Consider the following 17,850-nt stretch of genomic DNA (forward strand, 5'->3'; position numbering starts at 1 on the left):
CGGCGTCTGTCGGCGGGGGGGGTGCCGATCCGGGAATTCCCACGGAAACAAGCGCGTTTCTGCCGGTCATGGGGCCGGTGGCCAGCCGTCTTGGCGGTTTTTTGCCGTGGAAGCCGTTTACCCTGTTTCAAGGTCAATGGGCCAGCTTGTCGGTGAACCAGACTGCGGCTAGGGAATCGCCATGACCCCCGATCACACCCAGAAGGGCAAGACCGAACCGTCGATCCAGCGACGGGCTTCGGATGTGGCCCTGTCATTCTCGCGTCTGGCGCCCGACGCCCATGCGCGCATCCGCGTGTTCCCCGTCCTGGCCGTTGCCGGGGCCGCGCTCACTGCGCTGGTTTCGGTTCTGGCCGTGACCGCAGTGCCCCCCGCGCAAGGCCGGGCGCCCGAGGCGGCTCTGGCTTTGGGCCGCGATGCGACGCCGGTCGAGGGCGCGGTCCTTCTGGCCGGGGCCGATGCCGCTCGCGCCGCGCCTCTGGCGCCGGTCACCCGGCCCGCAGCTCTGTCCCGGGTGACGGGACCTGCCGAGGATGGGCTCGATGCCGTGGCCGAGGCCCGCGCCGCGCAGGGCCGGCAGGCCGCGCGGCTGATGCTGGCCGCCTATCCGGCGACTGCCGGGGGAACCGCCTTGCCGAACGGTCTTCATGTTTACGCCGGCCCCCCCGATGTCGCGCCTCCGGCGAGGCCCGGCGCCCAGCCTGACGCGCCGGAGGACCAGTTGGCACAACTTCGGCCGCATCCGCGCCCCCTGGCTGAGGGTGGCGATGTCCGGCGCCCGCGTCCGCGTCCCAGCGCCGAGGCTCCGGCTGCCGCGACCGATGTGGTCGCAAGCCTGTCGGCGGAAAACGCGCCGCGTCCCCATGCGCGTCCCGAGACAGATGCCGACACTGCGGGAACCGCTCTGCCGGAGGCGAGCGGTACGGATCCGCAAAGGCCCCTGGCCCGTCCCGTCATCCTGGCGGACGCGGCCGACAGCGTTCGTCCCCAGGCGCGTCCAATCCCACTGGCCGTGGCGGCCTCTGGCGCGAGCCTCGTTCCGGCCCCCGGGATCGAGCGCGCTGCCGCCTTTGTCCCGCCTGTGGCCGCCCCGGCAGAGGCGGCAGTGCCTGAGGCTGCGTCGGCCGCCCCTGCCGAACAGGGGCTGAAGGCGTCGCTGCGGCCCCAGACCCGTCCGGCGGCGCTGGCCCGGCTCGCGCGCGGCGCCCTCGTACCCGAAGAGCGCCGCAGCGCGGCGCCCCGTGCCGAACCCTTCGCCCATACCGACATCGCGCGCGGTGCCAATGGCTGTTCGATGCGGCTTGCCCGGGGCATCCCGAACCGCGGGCGCGGCGCGCTCGACGGGCGCGAGATCGGCTCGCGGATGGGCGGGCTGCATGGCGGCGACCGTGACTCGCTGATCGTGCAGCAGGCGCTGGCCGGGAATATCCCGCATTTCCTGCGTGAGCTGACCCCGGTCAAGGTGTCGGGCACGCTGCCCGGCGGCGGCCGCGCCGACGTGACGATCTGCGTGACGCCGGATTATCTGGCGCTGGGCAGCGATGCCGATTTCGTTCGTGTTCCCATGGGCCTGCCCGCCGCGGCGCGGATCGCCGACCGATTTGGCTTTCTGCTGCCGACGACGCGAATGGTCGATGCGATCTATGCGCAGGCCGGGCTCCGGCTCGATCCCCGCCCGATGACGGCCGGGGCGCAGATGAGCTCGACCGGTTATTTCCTGCAGCATAACCGGACCGTCGAAGGACAAACCGGGGGCCGCGAGGGCCAGCTGACCGCCGGGCAGAAGAAGGACCTGGTACTGACCAACCGCCTGCGCAGCCATCCCGGACGCGTGGCGATCTATGGCTGGCACAAGCGCGACGGAAGCCCGATCCAGCCGCTCAGCACGGTTCATGGTGCCTATTATTCCGATTACAGCCATGGCGTACGGCTGGTCAGCCAGACCGCCTTCCTCAATGGCCGCGCGGTGTCGCTGGCCAGCCTCTTGAGCAATCCGACCTATGCGCAGATGCTGACCGGCGAGGGTCCGATCGACGCGCCCGAACGGTTGATGGCCTCGCTTTACCGCTAGATCGCGGTCGGGGGCCTCACGAGGAGGCCCCTGCCGGGCTGTGGCGAGGATGGCGGCGAATGCCATCCCTGCCTGTTCCTGCCCGAGCAGGGCCTTTCCGTCCAGGCCCAGATTGTCCGCCTGCGCGCAGCGTGCGGCCCTCTCGCGCTGTTCTGCGTTCGCCCGGTCCAGGCGCCCGGCGCCGCGTCCTGGCCGCAGCCCCCCCCCCCGATATCCGCCCGGGCCCCGGTCAGTTTGCGCCGGAATTGAACAGCGGCACGGTCGAGATCGACATCTTGGCCGACCCCTGGGTCAGTTCGCGGGCATGGGCCAGATAGATCAGCGTCTGGTTCGCGTCGTCGAAGATCCGCTTGATCCGGAGGGATTTCAGAACCAGCGACCGGCCTTGGCGAAACACCTCCTCGCCCTCCGGGCTGCGGTCGATATCGCCGATCTCGATCGGTCCGGTCTGGCGGCAGGCGATCGAGGCGTTCGACGGGTCTTCGAACCAGTTGCCCTGGCTCAGCCTGTCCAGCATCGAGCGCGAGAAATAGGCGACATGGCAGGTCACGCCCTTCACTTCGGGGTCCTGGATCGCCTCGATCACGATATCGTTGCCGGTCCAGTCCACCCCGACGCGTCCGACCTCATCGGCTGGGGCGGCAAGCGGGGCAGTGATGGGCAGGGCTGCGACAAGCAGGGCAAGAAGGGCAGGGCGGGTCATCGGACGGTCCTCATCTCTGACTACGGCTCAAAGGTAGGCATCGTTGCGGCCATTGCCACGGCGATTGACGCCGCACCCCAGTCGATGCTAGGAAATGAACAAGCGTTCAATAAGCTGGGGGGAGGAGCCCGAGCGATGTTCACCGCGACAATGGACTTCGATCTCGACGACGAGACTCGCGCGCTGCGCGACATGGTGCACCGCTGGGCACAGGAGCGGGTCCGGCCGATGGCCGCCGCGATCGACCGCGACAACGTCTTTCCGGCCGAGCTCTGGCGCGAGATGGGCGACCTTGGTCTGCTGGGGATTGCCGTGCCCGAGGAGTATGGCGGCGCCGGCATGAGCTATCTGGCCCATACCATCGCGGTCGAGGAAATCGCCCGCGCCTCGGCCAGCGTCTCGCTGAGCTATGGTGCCCATTCGAATCTCTGCGTGAACCAGATCAAGCTGAACGGCACCGATGCGCAAAAGCGCAAATACCTGCCGGGGCTGATTTCGGGCGCGCAGGTCGGCGCGCTGGCGATGTCCGAAGCGGGCGCCGGGTCGGATGTGGTCTCGATGAAGCTGCGGGCCGAGAAACGGAACGGCTATTACAGCCTCAACGGCACCAAATACTGGATCACCAACGGCCCGGATGCCGACACTCTGGTCGTCTATGCCAAGACCGATCCCGAGGCCGGCCCCAAGGGCATCACCGCCTTCATCGTCGAGAAAAGCATGAGCGGGTTCTCGACCTCGCGCCATTTCGACAAGCTCGGGATGCGCGGCTCGAACACGGCCGAGCTGATCTTCGAGGATGTCGAAGTGCCCTTCGAGAACGTGCTGGGCGAAGAGGGCAAGGGCGTCCGGGTGCTGATGTCGGGGCTCGATTACGAGCGCGTGGTGCTGGCGGGCATCGGCACCGGCATCATGGCGGCCTGTCTCGACGAGATCATGCCCTATCTGCGCGACCGCCAGCAGTTCGGCCAGCCGATCGGTAGCTTTCAACTGATGCAGGGCAAAATCGCCGACATGTACACGGCGATGAATTCGGCCCGGGCCTATGTCTACGCCGTCGCACGGTCTTGTGATCGCGGCCAGGTGACGCGGCAGGATGCGGCGGCCTGCGTGCTTTATGCCTCGGAAGAGGCGATGAAACAGGCGCATCAGGCCGTGCAAGCCATGGGCGGCGCTGGGTTTTTGGCCGACAGCGCGGTCGCGCGGCTGTTCCGGGATGCCAAGCTGATGGAGATCGGTGCAGGCACATCCGAGATCCGGCGGATGTTGGTGGGGCGTGAATTGATGAAGGCGATGGACTAAATGCGAGTCACAGACTCAACTTTAGAAGGTGACGCAGATGCGACTGTCCCTGATCCTCGCCGCCGCGCTGGCCGCGGCCACCCCCGCGCTGGCCCAGCAATACGACTTCAAGCCCGATGCGACGCTGGCCTGCATGGACAAGCAGAAGATGCCGGGCGCCGACATCGCCTGCGTGGGTGAATCCGCGCGCGCCTGCTTTCAGAAGATGAAGTCGCCTGCCGTCAGCGACATTGCCGCCTGCCAGCAGGCTGAAGGCGAATACTGGAAGGCGCGCATGGACAGCGCCTTTGAAAAGCTGCTGGGCCTGGCCGAGACCGCCGACAAGGACTTTGCGAAAACCCAGGACGAACCGCTGCACGCGACCATGGTCAACGACCTGAAGAACGAGCAGGAGCAATGGGATACCTGGCAGAAGACCCGGTGCTGGGTCGAGGCGATGATGCGTCGCGGCACGCCCTACCGGATGACCGCCGCCGCCAATTGCACGATGAAGCAGATCGCCGCGCGCGCGATGTTCATGGAAAGCGCGGTGAAATACATGGAGACCAAATAGCGCCGCCGCCTCGCATCGGGTCATGCGGGCGGTGCCGCCAGGGAGGAACCGATGCGCACGCGGGAAGGACCGCGCGCCCGGCTGCAGCAGGGCGCGCGTCATCGGATGCGATACCCGGCCCGGCACGATCCGGGCAGGGCGCGGACTGGCCCGGACGGGTCAGAACTTCCAGATATAGGACACGCCGAAGACCCAGGGGTCGATATGCGCGGTGCCGATCTTCGAGCCGTTCAGCTTGACGTCGCTGTCGATATCGATCCAGCGCACATCGGCCCGGATCGCGTGGCGCTCGTCGATGGCGTAATCGACGCCGGCATGGAGCGCGAGCCCCCAGGAGTCGTCGATATCGACATCGCCAAGCGCGCTGTCGGTATCCCAGAAGGTGGTGTAGTTCAAACCGGCGCCGAGGAAGGGCGTGACCGAACTGCTGGTCGCGAAGTGGTATTGCAACGACACCACCGGCGGCAACTGCAGCGTGTCCGCCTCGCCGACGCCGTCGATATGGATGTTGTGCTTGAAGGGCAGCGCACCCAGCACCTCGACGCCCCAGTTGTCGGCGAAGAAATACTCGAACGTGATGGTCGGCCGCGCGTTGTCGCCGACATGGGACTCGCTTCCGGCGAGCCTGCCGTTGTCGTCCTTGGGCAGAACGTAGCCGAGCCCGAGGCCAAGGGTCCAGTCGCCCTGCGACTGGGCAAACGCGGAGGACCCGGCCAGAGCGGCTGCGGTCATGGCAATGGCAAACAGGGAGGTCTTCATTGCAGCGATCCTTAGAGTTGGAATTTGAATCATTCGCGTCCATGGGGCGGATCGGGGCGGATTTCCTTGACTTGTATCAATTCGCGGTATGGTGTTGCATACAATGGTGCGCGGAGGACACGCGATGCGCCTGAGATCCGCCGCCCTTCCCGCATCCGACGTGTTTCAGGCCAACCGCGCGGCCCATCTCGCGGCGCTGCGCGAGGTCGCCGAGGCCGCGGCGCTGGCCGCCGCGGGCGGCGGCGAGGCGGCGCGCGCCCGCCATGTCGCGCGCGGCAAGATGCTGCCGCGCGACCGGGTGGCCAATCTGCTCGACCCCGGCAGTCCCTTCCTCGAAATCGGCGCGACCGCGGCCCATGGGCTTTATGACGGCGCCGCGCCCTGCGCCGGGGCCATCGCCGGGATCGGCCGGGTCGAAGGCCAGGAGGTCATGGTGCTGGCCAACGATGCCACGGTAAAGGGCGGCACCTATTACCCGATGACGGTGAAAAAGCACCTGCGCGCCCAGGAGATCGCGGCCGAGTGCCATCTGCCCTGCCTCTACCTCGTCGATTCCGGGGGGGCGAACCTGCCCAACCAGGACGAGGTTTTCCCCGACCGCGATCATTTCGGGCGGATCTTCTACAATCAGGCGCAGATGTCGGCCGCGGGCATCCCGCAGATCGCCGTCGTCATGGGGTCCTGCACCGCGGGCGGGGCCTATGTGCCCGCCATGTCCGACGTCACCATCATCGTGCGCGACCAGGGCACGATCTTTCTCGCGGGTCCTCCGCTGGTCAAGGCTGCGACGGGCGAGGTCGTCTCGGCCGAGGATCTGGGGGGCGGCGACGTGCATACGCGGCTTTCGGGTGTGGCCGATTATCTGGCCGAGGACGATGCCCATGCGTTGGCACTGGCCCGCCGCGCCGTCCGGCATCTGAACCGCGAACGGCCCGCGACCGTGCGCCGGGAAACGCCCGAGGACCCGGCCTATGACCCCGATGAGATCCTGGGCGTCGTGCCCGCCGATCTGCGCACGCCCTATGACATCCGCGAGGTGATCGCGCGCATCGTTGACGGCTCGCGTTTCGACGAGTTCAAGCCGCGCTTCGGCGAGACGCTGGTGACGGGCTTTGCCCATGTCATGGGCTGCCCGGTCGGGATCGTGGCGAATAACGGCGTGATCTTCTCCGAGGCCGCCCAGAAAGGCGCCCATTTCATCGAGCTTTGCGCCCAGCGCGGCACGCCGCTGGTCTTTCTGCAGAACGTCACCGGCTTCATGGTCGGGCGCAAATACGAAAACGAGGGCATCGCGCGCCACGGCGCCAAGATGGTCACGGCGGTCGCGACCGCGGCGGTCCCGAAGATCACCATGCTGGTCGGCGGCAGTTTTGGCGCGGGCAATTACGGCATGGCGGGACGGGCCTATTCGCCCCGCTTCCTCTGGACCTGGCCCAATTCCCGCATCTCGGTGATGGGCGGCGAACAGGCGGCGGGCGTGCTGGCTACGGTGAAGCGCGACGCCATCGAACGGGCGGGCGGCACCTGGACGTCCGAAGACGAGGCCGCCTTCAAGCGCCCGACGATCGAGATGTTCGCCGAACAAAGCCACCCGCTTTACGCCTCGGCCCGGCTCTGGGACGACGGCATCATAGACCCGCGCAAATCGCGCGAGGTGCTGGCCCTGTCGCTGTCGGCCGCGCTGAACGCGCCGATCCCCGAAACCCGCTTCGGCGTCTTCCGGATGTGACGCGCATGCTTCTTCTTGGCAAAAATACCCAAATCCCGACGCCCGCAACGAAAGGCATGGCATGTTCCGCAAGATCCTGATCGCAAATCGCGGCGAGATCGCCTGCCGGGTCATCGCCACCGCCCGGCGCCTTGGCATTGCCACCGTCGCCGTCCACTCGACGGCCGATGCCCGCGCCGCCCACGTGGCGCTGGCCGACGAGGCGGTCGCCATCGGCGCGCCCGCGCCCGCCGACAGCTACCTGCGCGCCGACCGGATCATCGAGGCCGCGCTGCAAACCGGGGCCGAGGCGATCCATCCGGGCTATGGGTTCCTCTCGGAAAACCCCGGTTTCGTTGAGGCCGTCGAGGCCGCGGGCCTGACCTTCATCGGCCCCACGGCCGACGCGATCCGTGCCATGGGGTTGAAGGACGCGGCCAAGGCCTTGATGGAAGAGGCGGGCGTGCCGGTCGTGCCCGGCTATCACGGGGCCAACCAGGACGACGCCCATCTCGAAGGCGCGGCCGAGGCCATCGGCTGGCCGGTCCTGATCAAGGCGGTGGCGGGGGGCGGCGGCAAGGGCATGCGCAAGGTCACGCGCCCGGCCGACTTCGCCGCAGCGCTCGCGTCGGCCCGGTCCGAGGCGCGCGCGGCCTTCGGCAACGATACCGTCCTGATCGAGAAGCTGATCGAGGCCCCCCGCCATATCGAGGTTCAGGTTTTCGGCGACGGCACCGATGCGGTTCATCTTTACGAACGCGACTGCTCGCTGCAGCGCCGCCATCAGAAGGTGATCGAGGAGGCCCCGGCGCCCGGCATGACGCCCGAGATGCGCGCCGCCATGGGCGAGGCGGCGGTGCGCGCGGCGCGCGCCATCGGCTATCGCGGGGCGGGCACGGTCGAGTTCATCGTCGACGGCTCGGACGGGCTGCGCCCCGACCGGTTCTGGTTCATGGAGATGAACACGCGGCTGCAGGTCGAACATCCGGTGACCGAGGCCGTGACCGGGCTCGATCTGGTGGAATGGCAGCTCCGCGTTGCCACGGGCGAGGGGCTGCCGCTGACGCAGGACCGGATCCCGCTGACGGGTCACGCCTTCGAGGCCCGGCTTTACGCCGAGGACGTGCCTGCCGGGTTCTTGCCCGCGACCGGCACGCTGGCGCATCTGGCCTTCCCTTGCGGTATCCGCGCCGATACCGGCGTGCGGACGGGCGACACCATCAGCCCCTGGTACGACCCGATGATCGCCAAGATCGTGGCCCACGGCCCGACCCGCGCGGTCGCGCTGAACCGGCTGGCCCGGGCGCTCGACGACACGCGTGTCGCGGGTACGACCACGAACCTTGCCTTTCTGGGGCGTCTAGCCCGGCATGCGGGCTTTGCCCGGGGGGAGGTCGATACCGGCCTGATCGAGAGGGACATCGAAAGCCTTGCCGAAAGCCCGCCGCCCGCCCGCGCGGTCGAGGCGGTGGCCCTGCTCGAGGCCGCAGCGCCGTCCGCCGGCCCGCTGGCGGGGTTCACCCTCTGGGCCCCTCTGCGGCGCGTGGTGACGCTTGGCCGCGACGGCGACGAGGTCACCGGCACGCTTCTCTTCGACGGGCCCGATCACGCGACGGTCGAGATCGGCGAGGCGGTGCTTGAGGCCCGTTGCGCCGCCGACGGCTGGCGGATCGACGGTGCCTCGGCGGGCGCCGTGCGGCGGGCGGGCGGCGCGATCCATGTCTTCGCGGGCGCTCAGGGAACGTTCAGCTTCACGCCCATTGATCCGCTGGACCGGGCGACGGCGGCGGGGGCCGGAGCGGATGTGATCGAGGCGCCGATGCCGGGGCTGCTCAAGTCGCTGGCCGTCGTCGTGGGCGACCGCGTCGCCGCGGGCCAGCCGCTGGCGGTGCTCGAGGCGATGAAGATGGAACACACGCTGGCCGCCCCCCGCGAGGGCGTGGTGGCCGAGGTGCTGGCCGCGCCCGGAGCGCAGGTCGAGGCGGGGGCCGCGCTGGTGCGGCTTGTCCCGGAGCAGGACGATGCCTGACCGGGTCGAGATCTTCGAGGTCGGCCCGCGCGACGGGTTGCAGAACGAACCCCGCGCGATTCCGGCCGCTGAAAAGATCGCGCTGATCGACCTCCTCGGTCAGGCGGGGTTCCGGCGGATCGAGGCGGCCAGTTTTGTTCGGCCCGAACGGGTGCCGCAGATGGCCGACGGGGCCGAGGTTCTGGCGGGCATCCGCCGTGCGCCGGGCGTGCGCTATGCCGCGCTCACCCCGAACATCCGCGGCTATGAACGGGCCCGTGCGGCGGGGGCCGACGAGATCGCGATTTTCGCCTCGGCCTCCGAAGGGTTCAGCCGCGCCAATATCAACGCCTCGATCGACGAGAGCTTTCGCCGCTTTGCTCCGGTCGCGGCGGCGGCGAAGGCCGACGGGTTGCCGATGCGCGGCTATATCTCCTGCGTGACCGACTGCCCCTATGACGGGCCCATGCCGCCCGGGGCGGTCGCGGCGCTGGCGGACCGGCTGCTGGCGCTTGGCTGCTACGAGATCAGCCTGGGCGAGACCATCGGCCGGGGCACGCCGCAGACGGTTGCCGCGATGCTTGACGCGGTGCTGGCCGTTGCCCCGCCCGCGCGCCTGGCCGGGCATTTCCACGACACCGGCGGGCGGGCCATGGCCAATATCGAGGCGGCGCTGGAGGTCGGGCTTCGGGTCTTCGATGCCGCCGTGGGCGGGCTTGGCGGCTGCCCCTTTGCGAAAGGGGCGCCCGGCAATGCCGCGACCGAGAAGGTGGCGGCGCGGCTGGCCGAACTGGGGTTCGACACCGGGCTCGACCCGACGCGGCTGGCCGAGGCGGCGGCGCTGGCCCGGCGCATGCGCGGTGACCCGCCCGGAACCGGCCCCGGTGGAGCAGCCTCTTGAAACGGGGCGATTTATCGCATCCATGAAAGGCCCGTCCGGGCCGCATGATGCGACTCGGAAATGGAGCGCTCCATGGAACACACAACCGGCCGTTGTCCCTTTGCCGCCCAGCGCGAAACGCGCAGCGGTGCCCACCCCCTGCACCTGCGCCGCTCGATCCTCAACCGCGAGGTGCTGCGGCCCGTCCTGCGCCAGCTCGGGCTCGAGACGATGCCCGACGACCCGCATGTGACGCTGGCCCATAGCACGGCCCCGGTCGACTGGGGCCTCAAGGTCTTCGAGCCGGACCCGCACCGGATCGCGATCACCCCGCAAAGGCCGCGCTTCGAGCGGACCCCGGCGGGCGGTGTCGATCTGGTCTTCGGCGCGCCCGAGCTGGAGACGCGCTGGCGCGAGCTGACCGGGGCCGGGGCGGTCTGGGACCTGCCGCCCTTCGTGCCGCGCGTGGCGCTTGGCCCCTGTCCGGCGGATCTGCCTGCGATCTGTTTCTTTGCAGGGCCGGTGCTGTTCGGCCCGGAATGGCGCGCGACGCCCGACTGTCTGGGGGCCGAGGCGCCGCACCATCCGGTTTCGGCCTGAGAGGGCGGCCTCAGGCGGTCTGGGCGAGAAGACGCGGCAGGGTCTCGAGCCGGTCGATCCGCGCGGCCGCGACCTCTGGAAGGGGCGCGCGGCCCGTCTCGTCGTAAAGGATCGCGGTCAGGCCCAGTGCGGCGGGGGCGGCGACGTCCCATACCGGATCATCGCCCAGCATCCAGGCGTCGCGGGGGGCGGTATCGAGCCGGGCCAGCAGGCGCAGATAGGCGCGCGGGTCGGGCTTGCCGAAACCCGCCTCTTCCTCGATCTGGATCGCCCGGAAGAACGGCGAAAGCCCGAAACGCGCGATCTTGGCGCGCTGGCGCGCGCGGGTGCCGTTGGTCAGAAGCCCCAGCCGCAACCCGGCCGCGCCAAGCCCCGCCAGCATTTCGCGCGCGCCGGGTTTGAGGGTGATCGCCTCTTCGAGATAGGTCTCGAACCGGTCGGCGATACGGTCGGCATCGACCCCGTGCAGCGGCTCGGACCCGGGGGGGCGGGCGAGGTTCAGCCGGTGAAAGGCCGCGCGCACCACCCGCCGCCGGGTCGCGTCGCCTTCGAGCCGCCAGAGCTTGCGGCCCTCTTCATCGGCAAGAAAGCTCAGCACCCGGTCCAGCACCTCGGCGGTGACCCAGCGGGTCGAATGTTCGCCCAGCGCATCGGCATGTTCGGCGATGATCGCGGCCCAGGTCCGTTCCGGCTGGCGGTAGGCGGTCACCAACGTGTCGTCGAGGTCGAGAAGGATGGTCCGGGGCGGGCGCATGGCTCAGGCCGTCTCCGCCTCGCGCCAGGCGGCCTCGGCGGCAGACAACGCGGCGCCGGTGCGGGCCGGGTGGCCCGCGGCGTCGAGCGCCGCCCCCAGCGTGGCGAGATCGCCCAGCACGGTTTCAAGCCGCGCGCGGGGGCCGGTGTGATTGAGCCGCGCCAAACGCTCGCCCGCCGGACCCACGCCCGCGCTCAGCGCATCGCCGCTGGCATGGGTCAGCAGTTCGGTGGCCGAAAGGCCCTCGGGCAGGGCCGCGGCGGTGACAAGGTTCGAGGCCTGCCCGGGTGCGACCCACTCGGCTCCGGTCAGTGCGCGGGCTCCGGCGCGGGCGGCGGCGGCGGCACGACCGTGGCGGGCGCGGATCGCGGCCATGCCTTCGGCCTCGACCCGGGCGAGCGTCTGGGCGAGGCTGTGGAATTCAAGCGCCGAGGGGGTGCCCGGCAGCGCGCCCCGGCCGGTCTCGAGCCAGAGCGTCCGCAGATCGGCCAGAGACAGGATCGAGGGCGCCTCGCCCGGGGGCGCGATCCGGTCCCAGGCGGCGGGCGAGACGGCGATGGCCGAGGTTCCGGCCTGACCGCCCAGCGCCTTTTGCGGCCCCATCACCGCGACGTCGATTCCCAGCGCGTCGACCTCGACCGGGTGTCCGCCGAGCGAGGCCACCGCATCGACCACGACAAGCGCGCCATGCGCCTTGGCCAGCGCCACGATCCCGGGCAGCGGGTTCAGGATGCCGGTCGCGCTTTCGGCATGGACCAGCGCCACCAGATCGTAACGCCCGGCCTCCAGCGCGCGGGCCACGGCATCCGTCGTGATCGGATGGCCCGGGGCGGCGCCCGCGAGGTCGGTCACCTCGGCGCCCGCGCGCCTCAGCCAGCCGCCGAACCAGCGCCCGTAAAGCGAGGTCACGACGTTCAGCGCGCGGACACCCGGCCGCCCGAGCGAACTGGCCGCCGCCTCGAGCGCGACCATCGCCTCGCCCTGCACCAGCAGCACGTCATTGGCGGTGCCGATCAGCCGCCCGATGGCATCGGCCAGCGGCGCGTATCCGTCGGCCGGGAAGGCCGGGGCATCGGGCAGCGGCAGCCAGGACGGGGGCAAGGGGGCAGGGGGGCGGGAACTCATGACGAAACCTTCTCGGTATGAATGGTCGGCACGGCCGCGATCAGGCGGCGCAGGATCTCGGTCCGGGGCGCGGCCAGCAGCGCCTCGGCCGGGCCGGTCTCGACGATGCGGCCGGCCTCCATCACCGCGATCCGGTGCGACAGCGCCCGTGTCACCGCCAGATCGTGGCTGACGAAGAGATAGGCCAGCCCCATCTCGCGCTGCAACTGCGCCAGCAGGTCCAGGACGCGCGCGCGGACCGAGGCGTCGAGCGCCGAGACCGCCTCGTCCAGCACGATCAGTTTCGGCCGGGGCGCGATGGCGCGGGCGATGGCAACGCGCTGGCGCTGGCCGCCCGACAGCGCGCTTAACGGGCGGGGCGCAAGCTCGGGCGAAAGGCCGACCTGGGTCAGAAGCCTCTCGACATGGTCGGGCCAGTCGGACCGGGGTGCGATGGCATGCAGGCGCAGCGGCTCGCAGAGCGCGCCCGAGACCGTGGCGCGCGGATGAAAGGCCGCGCCGGGATCCTGAAACACCATTTGCATGGCGCCCCGGGCGCGGCGCAGCGTCCGGCCCTTCAGCCCGCCCCAGTCCTGTCCGTCGAATTGGATGGTTCCGGCATCGGGCTCGGTCAGCCGGGTCAGCACCCGCGCAATCGTGGACTTGCCGCAGCCCGAGGGGCCGATCAGCCCCAGCGTTTCGCCCGGGGCGATTTCGAACGACACATCGTCAAGCGCCCGGATGCGGCGGGCCCCGGGATAGGTCTTGGTCAGGCCGCGCGCCTGAAGGAGGGTCATGGCGGCTCTCCGACGAGGCGGGGGCTTGCCAGATCAAGATGGGCGGCCAGAAGCGAGCGGGTATAGCTTTCGCGGGGGGCCTGCAGGACCCGGGCGGCGGGGCCGATCTCGACCATCCGGGCGGCATGCATCACCGCGATCCGGTCGGCGAGCTGACCCGCCAGCGCCATGTCATGCGTGATGAAAAGAAGCGTCATGCCCTTTGCGTCGCAAAGGCTGCGCAAGAGCGCGGTGATTTCGGCCTGCACCAGCACGTCTAGCGCGCTGGTCGCCTCGTCGGCGATCAGCAGCTTCGGCCCGGCGGCGATGGCCAGCGCGATGGCGATGCGCTGGCGCTGCCCGCCCGAGAACTGGTGCGGATAGGCGTCGAGCGCCTGCGCCGGGCCGGGGATCTGGACGGTCTCCAGAAGCGCGGCGGCGCGGGCGCGGGCGGCGCGCGGCGACAGCGGCAGATGGGTGCGCAGCACCTCGGTCAGGTGGCGACCGACCGAGAGCAGCGGGTTGAGGCTGCCGCCCGGGTCCTGAAACACATAGCCGATATCGCGGCCCGGCCGGGGGATGGGCCCGTCGCCCCAGTCGATCCGCCCCTCGATGCGGCTGCCGGGGGGCAGCAGCCCGGCGATGGCGCGCGCCAGCGTCGACTTGCCCGAACCGGATTCGCCGATGATGGCCAGCTTTTCGCCCTCGAAGAGCGCCAGCCCCAGATCGGCCAGAGCCGGGGCGCGGGCGCCGGGATAGCGGACCGACAGGCCGGTAAGGCCCAGAAGCATGGTCATCGCTTGTCCCGCCCCGTCAGACTGTCGGTCAGCGCCTCGCCGACCAGATAGGTCGAGATCACCGTCAGCACCAGCGCGATGCCCGGGATGATCGACAGATAGGCGGCCGAGCGCAGCTGGTTGCGCCCCTCGGCGATCATCGCCCCCCAGGTCACGGAATTGGGGTCGCCAAGCCCGAGGAAGGACAGCGCCGCCTCGGTCAGCACCGCGGCCGCGACGATCACCGAGGCGACCGCCAGAACCGGCGGCAGCGCCAGCGGCATGATCTGGCGAAAGGCGATCTCGGCCGGGGACATGCCCATGACCTTTGCCGCGGCGACGAAGTCGGATTCGCGCAGGCTGAGCACCCGGGCGCGGGCCAGCCGCGCGGGCCCGGTCCAGGCGCCAAGCGCGATGGCCAGCACCACGACCCAAAGCGACGGTCCCATGACCGACACGAAGGCCAGCGCCAGAAGAAAGCCCGGAACGATCTGGAAAGCATCGACGATCCGCATCAGCGCGGCCTCGATGGCGCCGCCGGCAAAGCCCGCCGCGGTGCCGACCGTCATGCCCGCGAAGACCGCGACCAGAGCCGCCGAAAGCCCCACCGCGACCGAGGTGCGCGCGCCGTGGATCAGCTCGGCCTGCAGGTCCCGGCCCAGCCGGTCGGTGCCAAGCGGCAGGCCCGCATCGGTGAAGGGCGGGATCAGCGGGCGGCCCGCGATGGCCAGCGGATCGCCCGGCGCGATCAGCGGCGCGAGACCTGCGATCAGGATCAGCGCCAGCAGGATCGCCCCGCCCAGAAGCGCCTCGGGCCGGCGGAGGAAGGGTCTAGTCATGGCCCGCTCCCGACCCGACGCGCGGGTCGAGCCAGCCATAGGCCAGATCGACCAGCAGGTTCGCGATCACCACCATCAAGGCCGAGGTCAGAATCACCGCCAGCAGCAAGGGCGCGTCGCGGCCCGCGACGGCCTCTTGTGCTAGCCGACCGAAGCCGGGAATGGCGAAGACGCTTTCGATCACCACCGAGCCGCCCAGCATCGCCGCCGATTGCAGCCCCAGCATGGTCACCAGCGGCAAAAGGGCGTTCCGGGCGGCGTGGTTGAGGGTGATGCGCCAGTCGGGCAGCCCGCGCGCCCGGGCCGCGAGGGTAAAGTCCTGCCCCCAGGCCTCGGCCATGCCCGAGCGCATGATCCTGAGAAAAAGCGCCAGATAGATCATCCCCAGCGCTGCCACCGGCAGCACCAGATGCCGCGCGATGTCGGCGGCGCGGGCCAGCCCCGCCTTGCCCGAGGCGATGGTCTCGATCCCCGAGACCGGCAGCCAGCGCAGCTGCACCGCAAAGACCACGGCCAGCACCAGACCCAGCCAGAAGCTGGGGATCGAATAGAGAAACAGCGAGCCGCCCGACAGCACCCGGTCGAGGACCGATCCGGGGCGGCGTCCGGCCAGAACGCCGAGGGCTGAGCCCAGCAGGAAGGACAGCGCCGTGGCGCTGCCCATGAGCCAGAGCGTGTTCGGCAACCGCTCGGCGATCACGGGGCCGATGGGGCGGTTCAGCGCGATGGACCAGCCCAGATCGCCCCGCGCATATTGGCCAAGCGTGAAGAGCAGCCGGTTCAGCACGGACCCGTCGAGCCCGTAGCGGGCGCGCAGCTCGGCCGCCATCTGCGCGTCGCCCCCGCCCATCGACAGCAGATAGGCGTCGACGGCATCCCCGCCCGCGCTGTCGAGCAGCAGGAACACGCCCACCAGCACGATCAGCAGCACCGGAAGGCTGCCCGCAAGGCGCACCAGAACGACCCGGCCAAGCCGCGCCATCAGACTGCCTCATGGGCGGTTGGCCGTGCCCGTCTCATTCGGAAAGGCCGGTCTCCGCCCAGTTCGAGACGACCCAGCGCGGGTTGGTGGCGACCCCGGTCACGCTGTCGGCCACGACCGAGGTGAAGGACCAGTCGGCCACGTTGATCAGCGGCAGGTCGGCGGTGACCATCCGCTGGAAGTCCTTGTAAAGGGCGACGCGCTTACCCGGGTCGAGCGTCACCAGCGCCTCGTCGATCAGCGCGTCGAGATCGGGGTTCGCGTAGCCGCCCTGGTTCGAGAAGGGCACCCCGTCGGGCTGGCCCGAGCGCACGAGGATGGTGGTCGAGATCGCCGGATCGGCGCGGAACACGGTGGGCGCGATGGCCAGATCGAATGCGTGATCGGTATAGACCGCCTTGATATGGCCCGCCGCGTCATGGGGCACGATCTGCGCATCGATGCCGATGGCGGCCAGCGCCTGGCGCAGATAGTCGCCGAATTGCCGGGTCTCGGCGAAATAGGGCGCGGGCAGAAGCCGCAGCGAAAACCGGGTGCCGCCCGGCCCTTCGCGATAGCCGGCCTCGTCGAGCAAGTCCTTGGCTGCCGCTATGTCGAAGGGGTAGGTCGTGACGTCCGGGGTATAGAAGGTCGGGTCGTTGGCGGGCACCGGGCCGGTGGCCTTTTCGGCATAGCCGAGGAAGATCGTGTCCAGCACGAAGTCCTTGTCGATGGCGTGGGCAATGGCCTGCCGCACCTTCAGATCGGAAAGGATCCCGGTCCGGTGGTTGATCTCGACGGTCAGCTGATAGGTCAGCGCCTCGTAGCCCCTGGTCACGACCGACAGCCCGGGCACCTTGGCGATCCGGTCGAGATCGGCCAGCGGCACCGAGGAGAAGGCCGCCAGATGCACCTCGCCCGCCTCGAGAGAGCTTGCCGCGGCGGCGCGGTCGGGCAGCACCCGGAAGACGATGTCGTCGAGATGGGGCAGACCCTCGCCCCAATAGCTGTCATTTCGGGTCAGCAGGTAGTATTCGCCGGGGCGGTAGTCGCCCCATTTGAACGGGCCGGTGCCGATCAGCGCCCGGTTTGCCGGGTTCTCGACGATGTCGCTGCCCTCATAGACATGTTTCGGCAGCACCGAGGACACCACCGGCAGCGCGTTCGCGATCAACTGCAAGGGCGTCGGTTTGGAAAAGCGGAAGATGGCGGTCAGCGGGTCGGGGGTCTCTACGGTCTCGAGATTGGCGAAGAGCGAGCGTCCGATGTTTTGCAGGGGCTTCCAGACCTCCATCGCCGAGAAGGCGACATCGGCCGAGGTGAAGGGGGTGCCGTCATGCCAGCTTACCCCCTCGCGCAGGGCGAAGGTGATCGACAGCCCGTCCTCCGAGCCCTCCCAGCCGGTCGCCAGCAGCGGTTTCAGACCGCCCGCATCGTAGGATGCTTCGGCCAGCGGCTCGATCACCTTCGACGAGATGAAGAAGACGCCGTTCGAGGCGACGATGGCCGGGTTCAGCTGCCTGGGCTCGCTGTCGGCAGCGACGATCAGCCGTCCGCCGCCTTGGGCCAGAGCGAGGCGGGGCAGGGCCGTTGATGCAAGCAGAGCGGCGGTGCCGGTCAGGACGCCGCGTCGGGAAATCGTGGCAAACATTGGAAACATCCGTTCTTTTCGGAAGACGCAGCGGCGGTGCCGCCCTGCCGCAGGCTGGCACCGTCCGGGGCAGGACGCAAGAGCGCTTGGGACAGGTCGGGTCTTGCCGTGTCCTCGGGACTCTTGTCCTGCGGTCTCGCCCGGAAAAGCGGCAGATGGCGGACGGCTTGGCGACTGGATAGCGGGTCAGGCACCCGGTATCCGTTTTGCGGTCAGTTCGGGGGCAGGTCGAGGGGGGGCATCCCGGACCTTGCTTTGAAACTCCATCAGGAACCAGAAGGCCCGGTCCACCTGCCGGCCGAAGCAACGGCGCAGAAGCTGGGTATACCGGTTGTCGCGATCCTGCTGCTCGGAGGTCAGGAACCGGCTGAAATCGGCGATCAGCGCGGCCGCGCGCGGGGGGGGGGG

General features: G+C 69.7%; 17 protein-coding genes. 7 read left to right on the top strand and 10 right to left on the bottom strand.

Going from position 1 to position 17,850, the window contains the following annotated elements:
* Positions 1 to 181 precede the first annotated feature (181 nt).
* Positions 182 to 2,071 (top strand): hypothetical protein, encoded by a 1,890-nt coding sequence (locus DSD19_RS02725; protein WP_113668453.1) that lies wholly within the window; start codon positions 182 to 184, stop codon positions 2,069 to 2,071.
* Positions 2,072 to 2,300: 229 nt separating this feature from the next.
* On the opposite strand, the gene DSD19_RS02730 is transcribed toward DSD19_RS02725, so the two are convergent.
* A complete protein-coding gene (locus tag DSD19_RS02730) occupies positions 2,301 to 2,774 on the bottom strand; it encodes a CreA family protein (protein WP_081382076.1) in 474 nt (157 codons plus the stop codon).
* Between the two features lie 135 nt (positions 2,775 to 2,909).
* Here DSD19_RS02730 and DSD19_RS02735 point away from each other — a divergent pair, with 135 nt between their 5' ends.
* On the top strand, positions 2,910 to 4,073 hold the full coding sequence (locus tag DSD19_RS02735) for an isovaleryl-CoA dehydrogenase (protein WP_113668454.1): 1,164 nt from the start codon (positions 2,910 to 2,912) through the stop codon (positions 4,071 to 4,073).
* A gap of 37 nt (positions 4,074 to 4,110) precedes the next feature.
* Positions 4,111 to 4,626, top strand: a complete 516-nt coding sequence (locus DSD19_RS02740; RefSeq protein WP_112315925.1) for a lysozyme inhibitor LprI family protein — start codon at positions 4,111 to 4,113, stop codon at positions 4,624 to 4,626.
* Between the two features lie 159 nt (positions 4,627 to 4,785).
* On the opposite strand, the gene DSD19_RS02745 is transcribed toward DSD19_RS02740, so the two are convergent.
* The gene (locus tag DSD19_RS02745) at positions 4,786 to 5,385 is read right to left on the bottom strand and encodes an OmpW family protein (RefSeq protein ID WP_075785172.1); all 600 of its coding nucleotides are present in this window, start codon (positions 5,383 to 5,385) and stop codon (positions 4,786 to 4,788) included.
* Positions 5,386 to 5,509: 124 nt separating this feature from the next.
* Here DSD19_RS02745 and DSD19_RS02750 point away from each other — a divergent pair, with 124 nt between their 5' ends.
* The 4 genes from DSD19_RS02750 to DSD19_RS02765 all read left to right on the top strand — a co-directional run bounded on the left by DSD19_RS02750 (position 5,510) and on the right by DSD19_RS02765 (position 10,581).
* Entirely contained in the window at positions 5,510 to 7,114 is a 1,605-nt protein-coding gene (locus DSD19_RS02750) for a carboxyl transferase domain-containing protein (RefSeq protein WP_113668455.1), read from the top strand.
* 61 nt (positions 7,115 to 7,175) lie between these two features.
* Positions 7,176 to 9,122, top strand: a complete 1,947-nt coding sequence (locus DSD19_RS02755; RefSeq protein WP_113668456.1) for a DUF2118 domain-containing protein — start codon at positions 7,176 to 7,178, stop codon at positions 9,120 to 9,122.
* Positions 9,115 to 10,002: a hydroxymethylglutaryl-CoA lyase gene (locus tag DSD19_RS02760; RefSeq protein ID WP_113668457.1), complete on the top strand. Its 888-nt coding sequence runs from the start codon at positions 9,115 to 9,117 to the stop codon at positions 10,000 to 10,002. The genes DSD19_RS02755 and DSD19_RS02760 overlap by 8 nt, the downstream gene beginning before the upstream one ends.
* A gap of 72 nt (positions 10,003 to 10,074) precedes the next feature.
* On the top strand, positions 10,075 to 10,581 hold the full coding sequence (locus DSD19_RS02765; RefSeq protein WP_075785176.1) for a hypothetical protein: 507 nt from the start codon (positions 10,075 to 10,077) through the stop codon (positions 10,579 to 10,581).
* Positions 10,582 to 10,591: 10 nt separating this feature from the next.
* Here DSD19_RS02765 and DSD19_RS02770 read toward each other — a convergent pair whose 3' ends face one another.
* The 8 genes from DSD19_RS02770 to DSD19_RS21995 form a co-directional block, all read right to left on the bottom strand.
* Positions 10,592 to 11,335, bottom strand: coding sequence for an HAD family hydrolase (locus DSD19_RS02770; protein WP_113668459.1), 744 nt, complete (start codon positions 11,333 to 11,335; stop codon positions 10,592 to 10,594).
* 3 nt (positions 11,336 to 11,338) lie between these two features.
* Positions 11,339 to 12,460, bottom strand: coding sequence for an aminotransferase class V-fold PLP-dependent enzyme (locus DSD19_RS02775; protein ID WP_113668460.1), 1,122 nt, complete (start codon positions 12,458 to 12,460; stop codon positions 11,339 to 11,341).
* On the bottom strand, positions 12,457 to 13,236 hold the full coding sequence (locus DSD19_RS02780; protein WP_113668461.1) for an ABC transporter ATP-binding protein: 780 nt from the start codon (positions 13,234 to 13,236) through the stop codon (positions 12,457 to 12,459). Before DSD19_RS02780 ends, DSD19_RS02775 begins: the two co-directional genes overlap by 4 nt.
* Positions 13,233 to 14,012, bottom strand: a complete 780-nt coding sequence (locus DSD19_RS02785) for an ABC transporter ATP-binding protein (RefSeq protein WP_075785180.1) — start codon at positions 14,010 to 14,012, stop codon at positions 13,233 to 13,235. The genes DSD19_RS02780 and DSD19_RS02785 overlap by 4 nt, the downstream gene beginning before the upstream one ends.
* Entirely contained in the window at positions 14,009 to 14,830 is an 822-nt protein-coding gene (locus DSD19_RS02790; protein ID WP_113668462.1) for an ABC transporter permease, read from the bottom strand. Before DSD19_RS02790 ends, DSD19_RS02785 begins: the two co-directional genes overlap by 4 nt.
* Complete coding sequence (locus DSD19_RS02795; protein WP_113668463.1) at positions 14,823 to 15,812, bottom strand: ABC transporter permease; 990 nt, start codon at positions 15,810 to 15,812, stop codon at positions 14,823 to 14,825. Before DSD19_RS02795 ends, DSD19_RS02790 begins: the two co-directional genes overlap by 8 nt.
* A 34-nt stretch (positions 15,813 to 15,846) precedes the next feature.
* Positions 15,847 to 17,442: an ABC transporter substrate-binding protein gene (locus tag DSD19_RS02800; protein WP_113668464.1), complete on the bottom strand. Its 1,596-nt coding sequence runs from the start codon at positions 17,440 to 17,442 to the stop codon at positions 15,847 to 15,849.
* Positions 17,443 to 17,628: 186 nt separating this feature from the next.
* Positions 17,629 to 17,850: hypothetical protein (locus tag DSD19_RS21995; RefSeq protein ID WP_207802407.1), on the bottom strand; the 222-nt coding region annotated here is incomplete at its 5' end.

It is taken from the genome of Rhodovulum sp. BSW8 (assembly GCF_003314725.1).
Lineage (GTDB): Bacteria > Pseudomonadota > Alphaproteobacteria > Rhodobacterales > Rhodobacteraceae > Rhodovulum > Rhodovulum visakhapatnamense.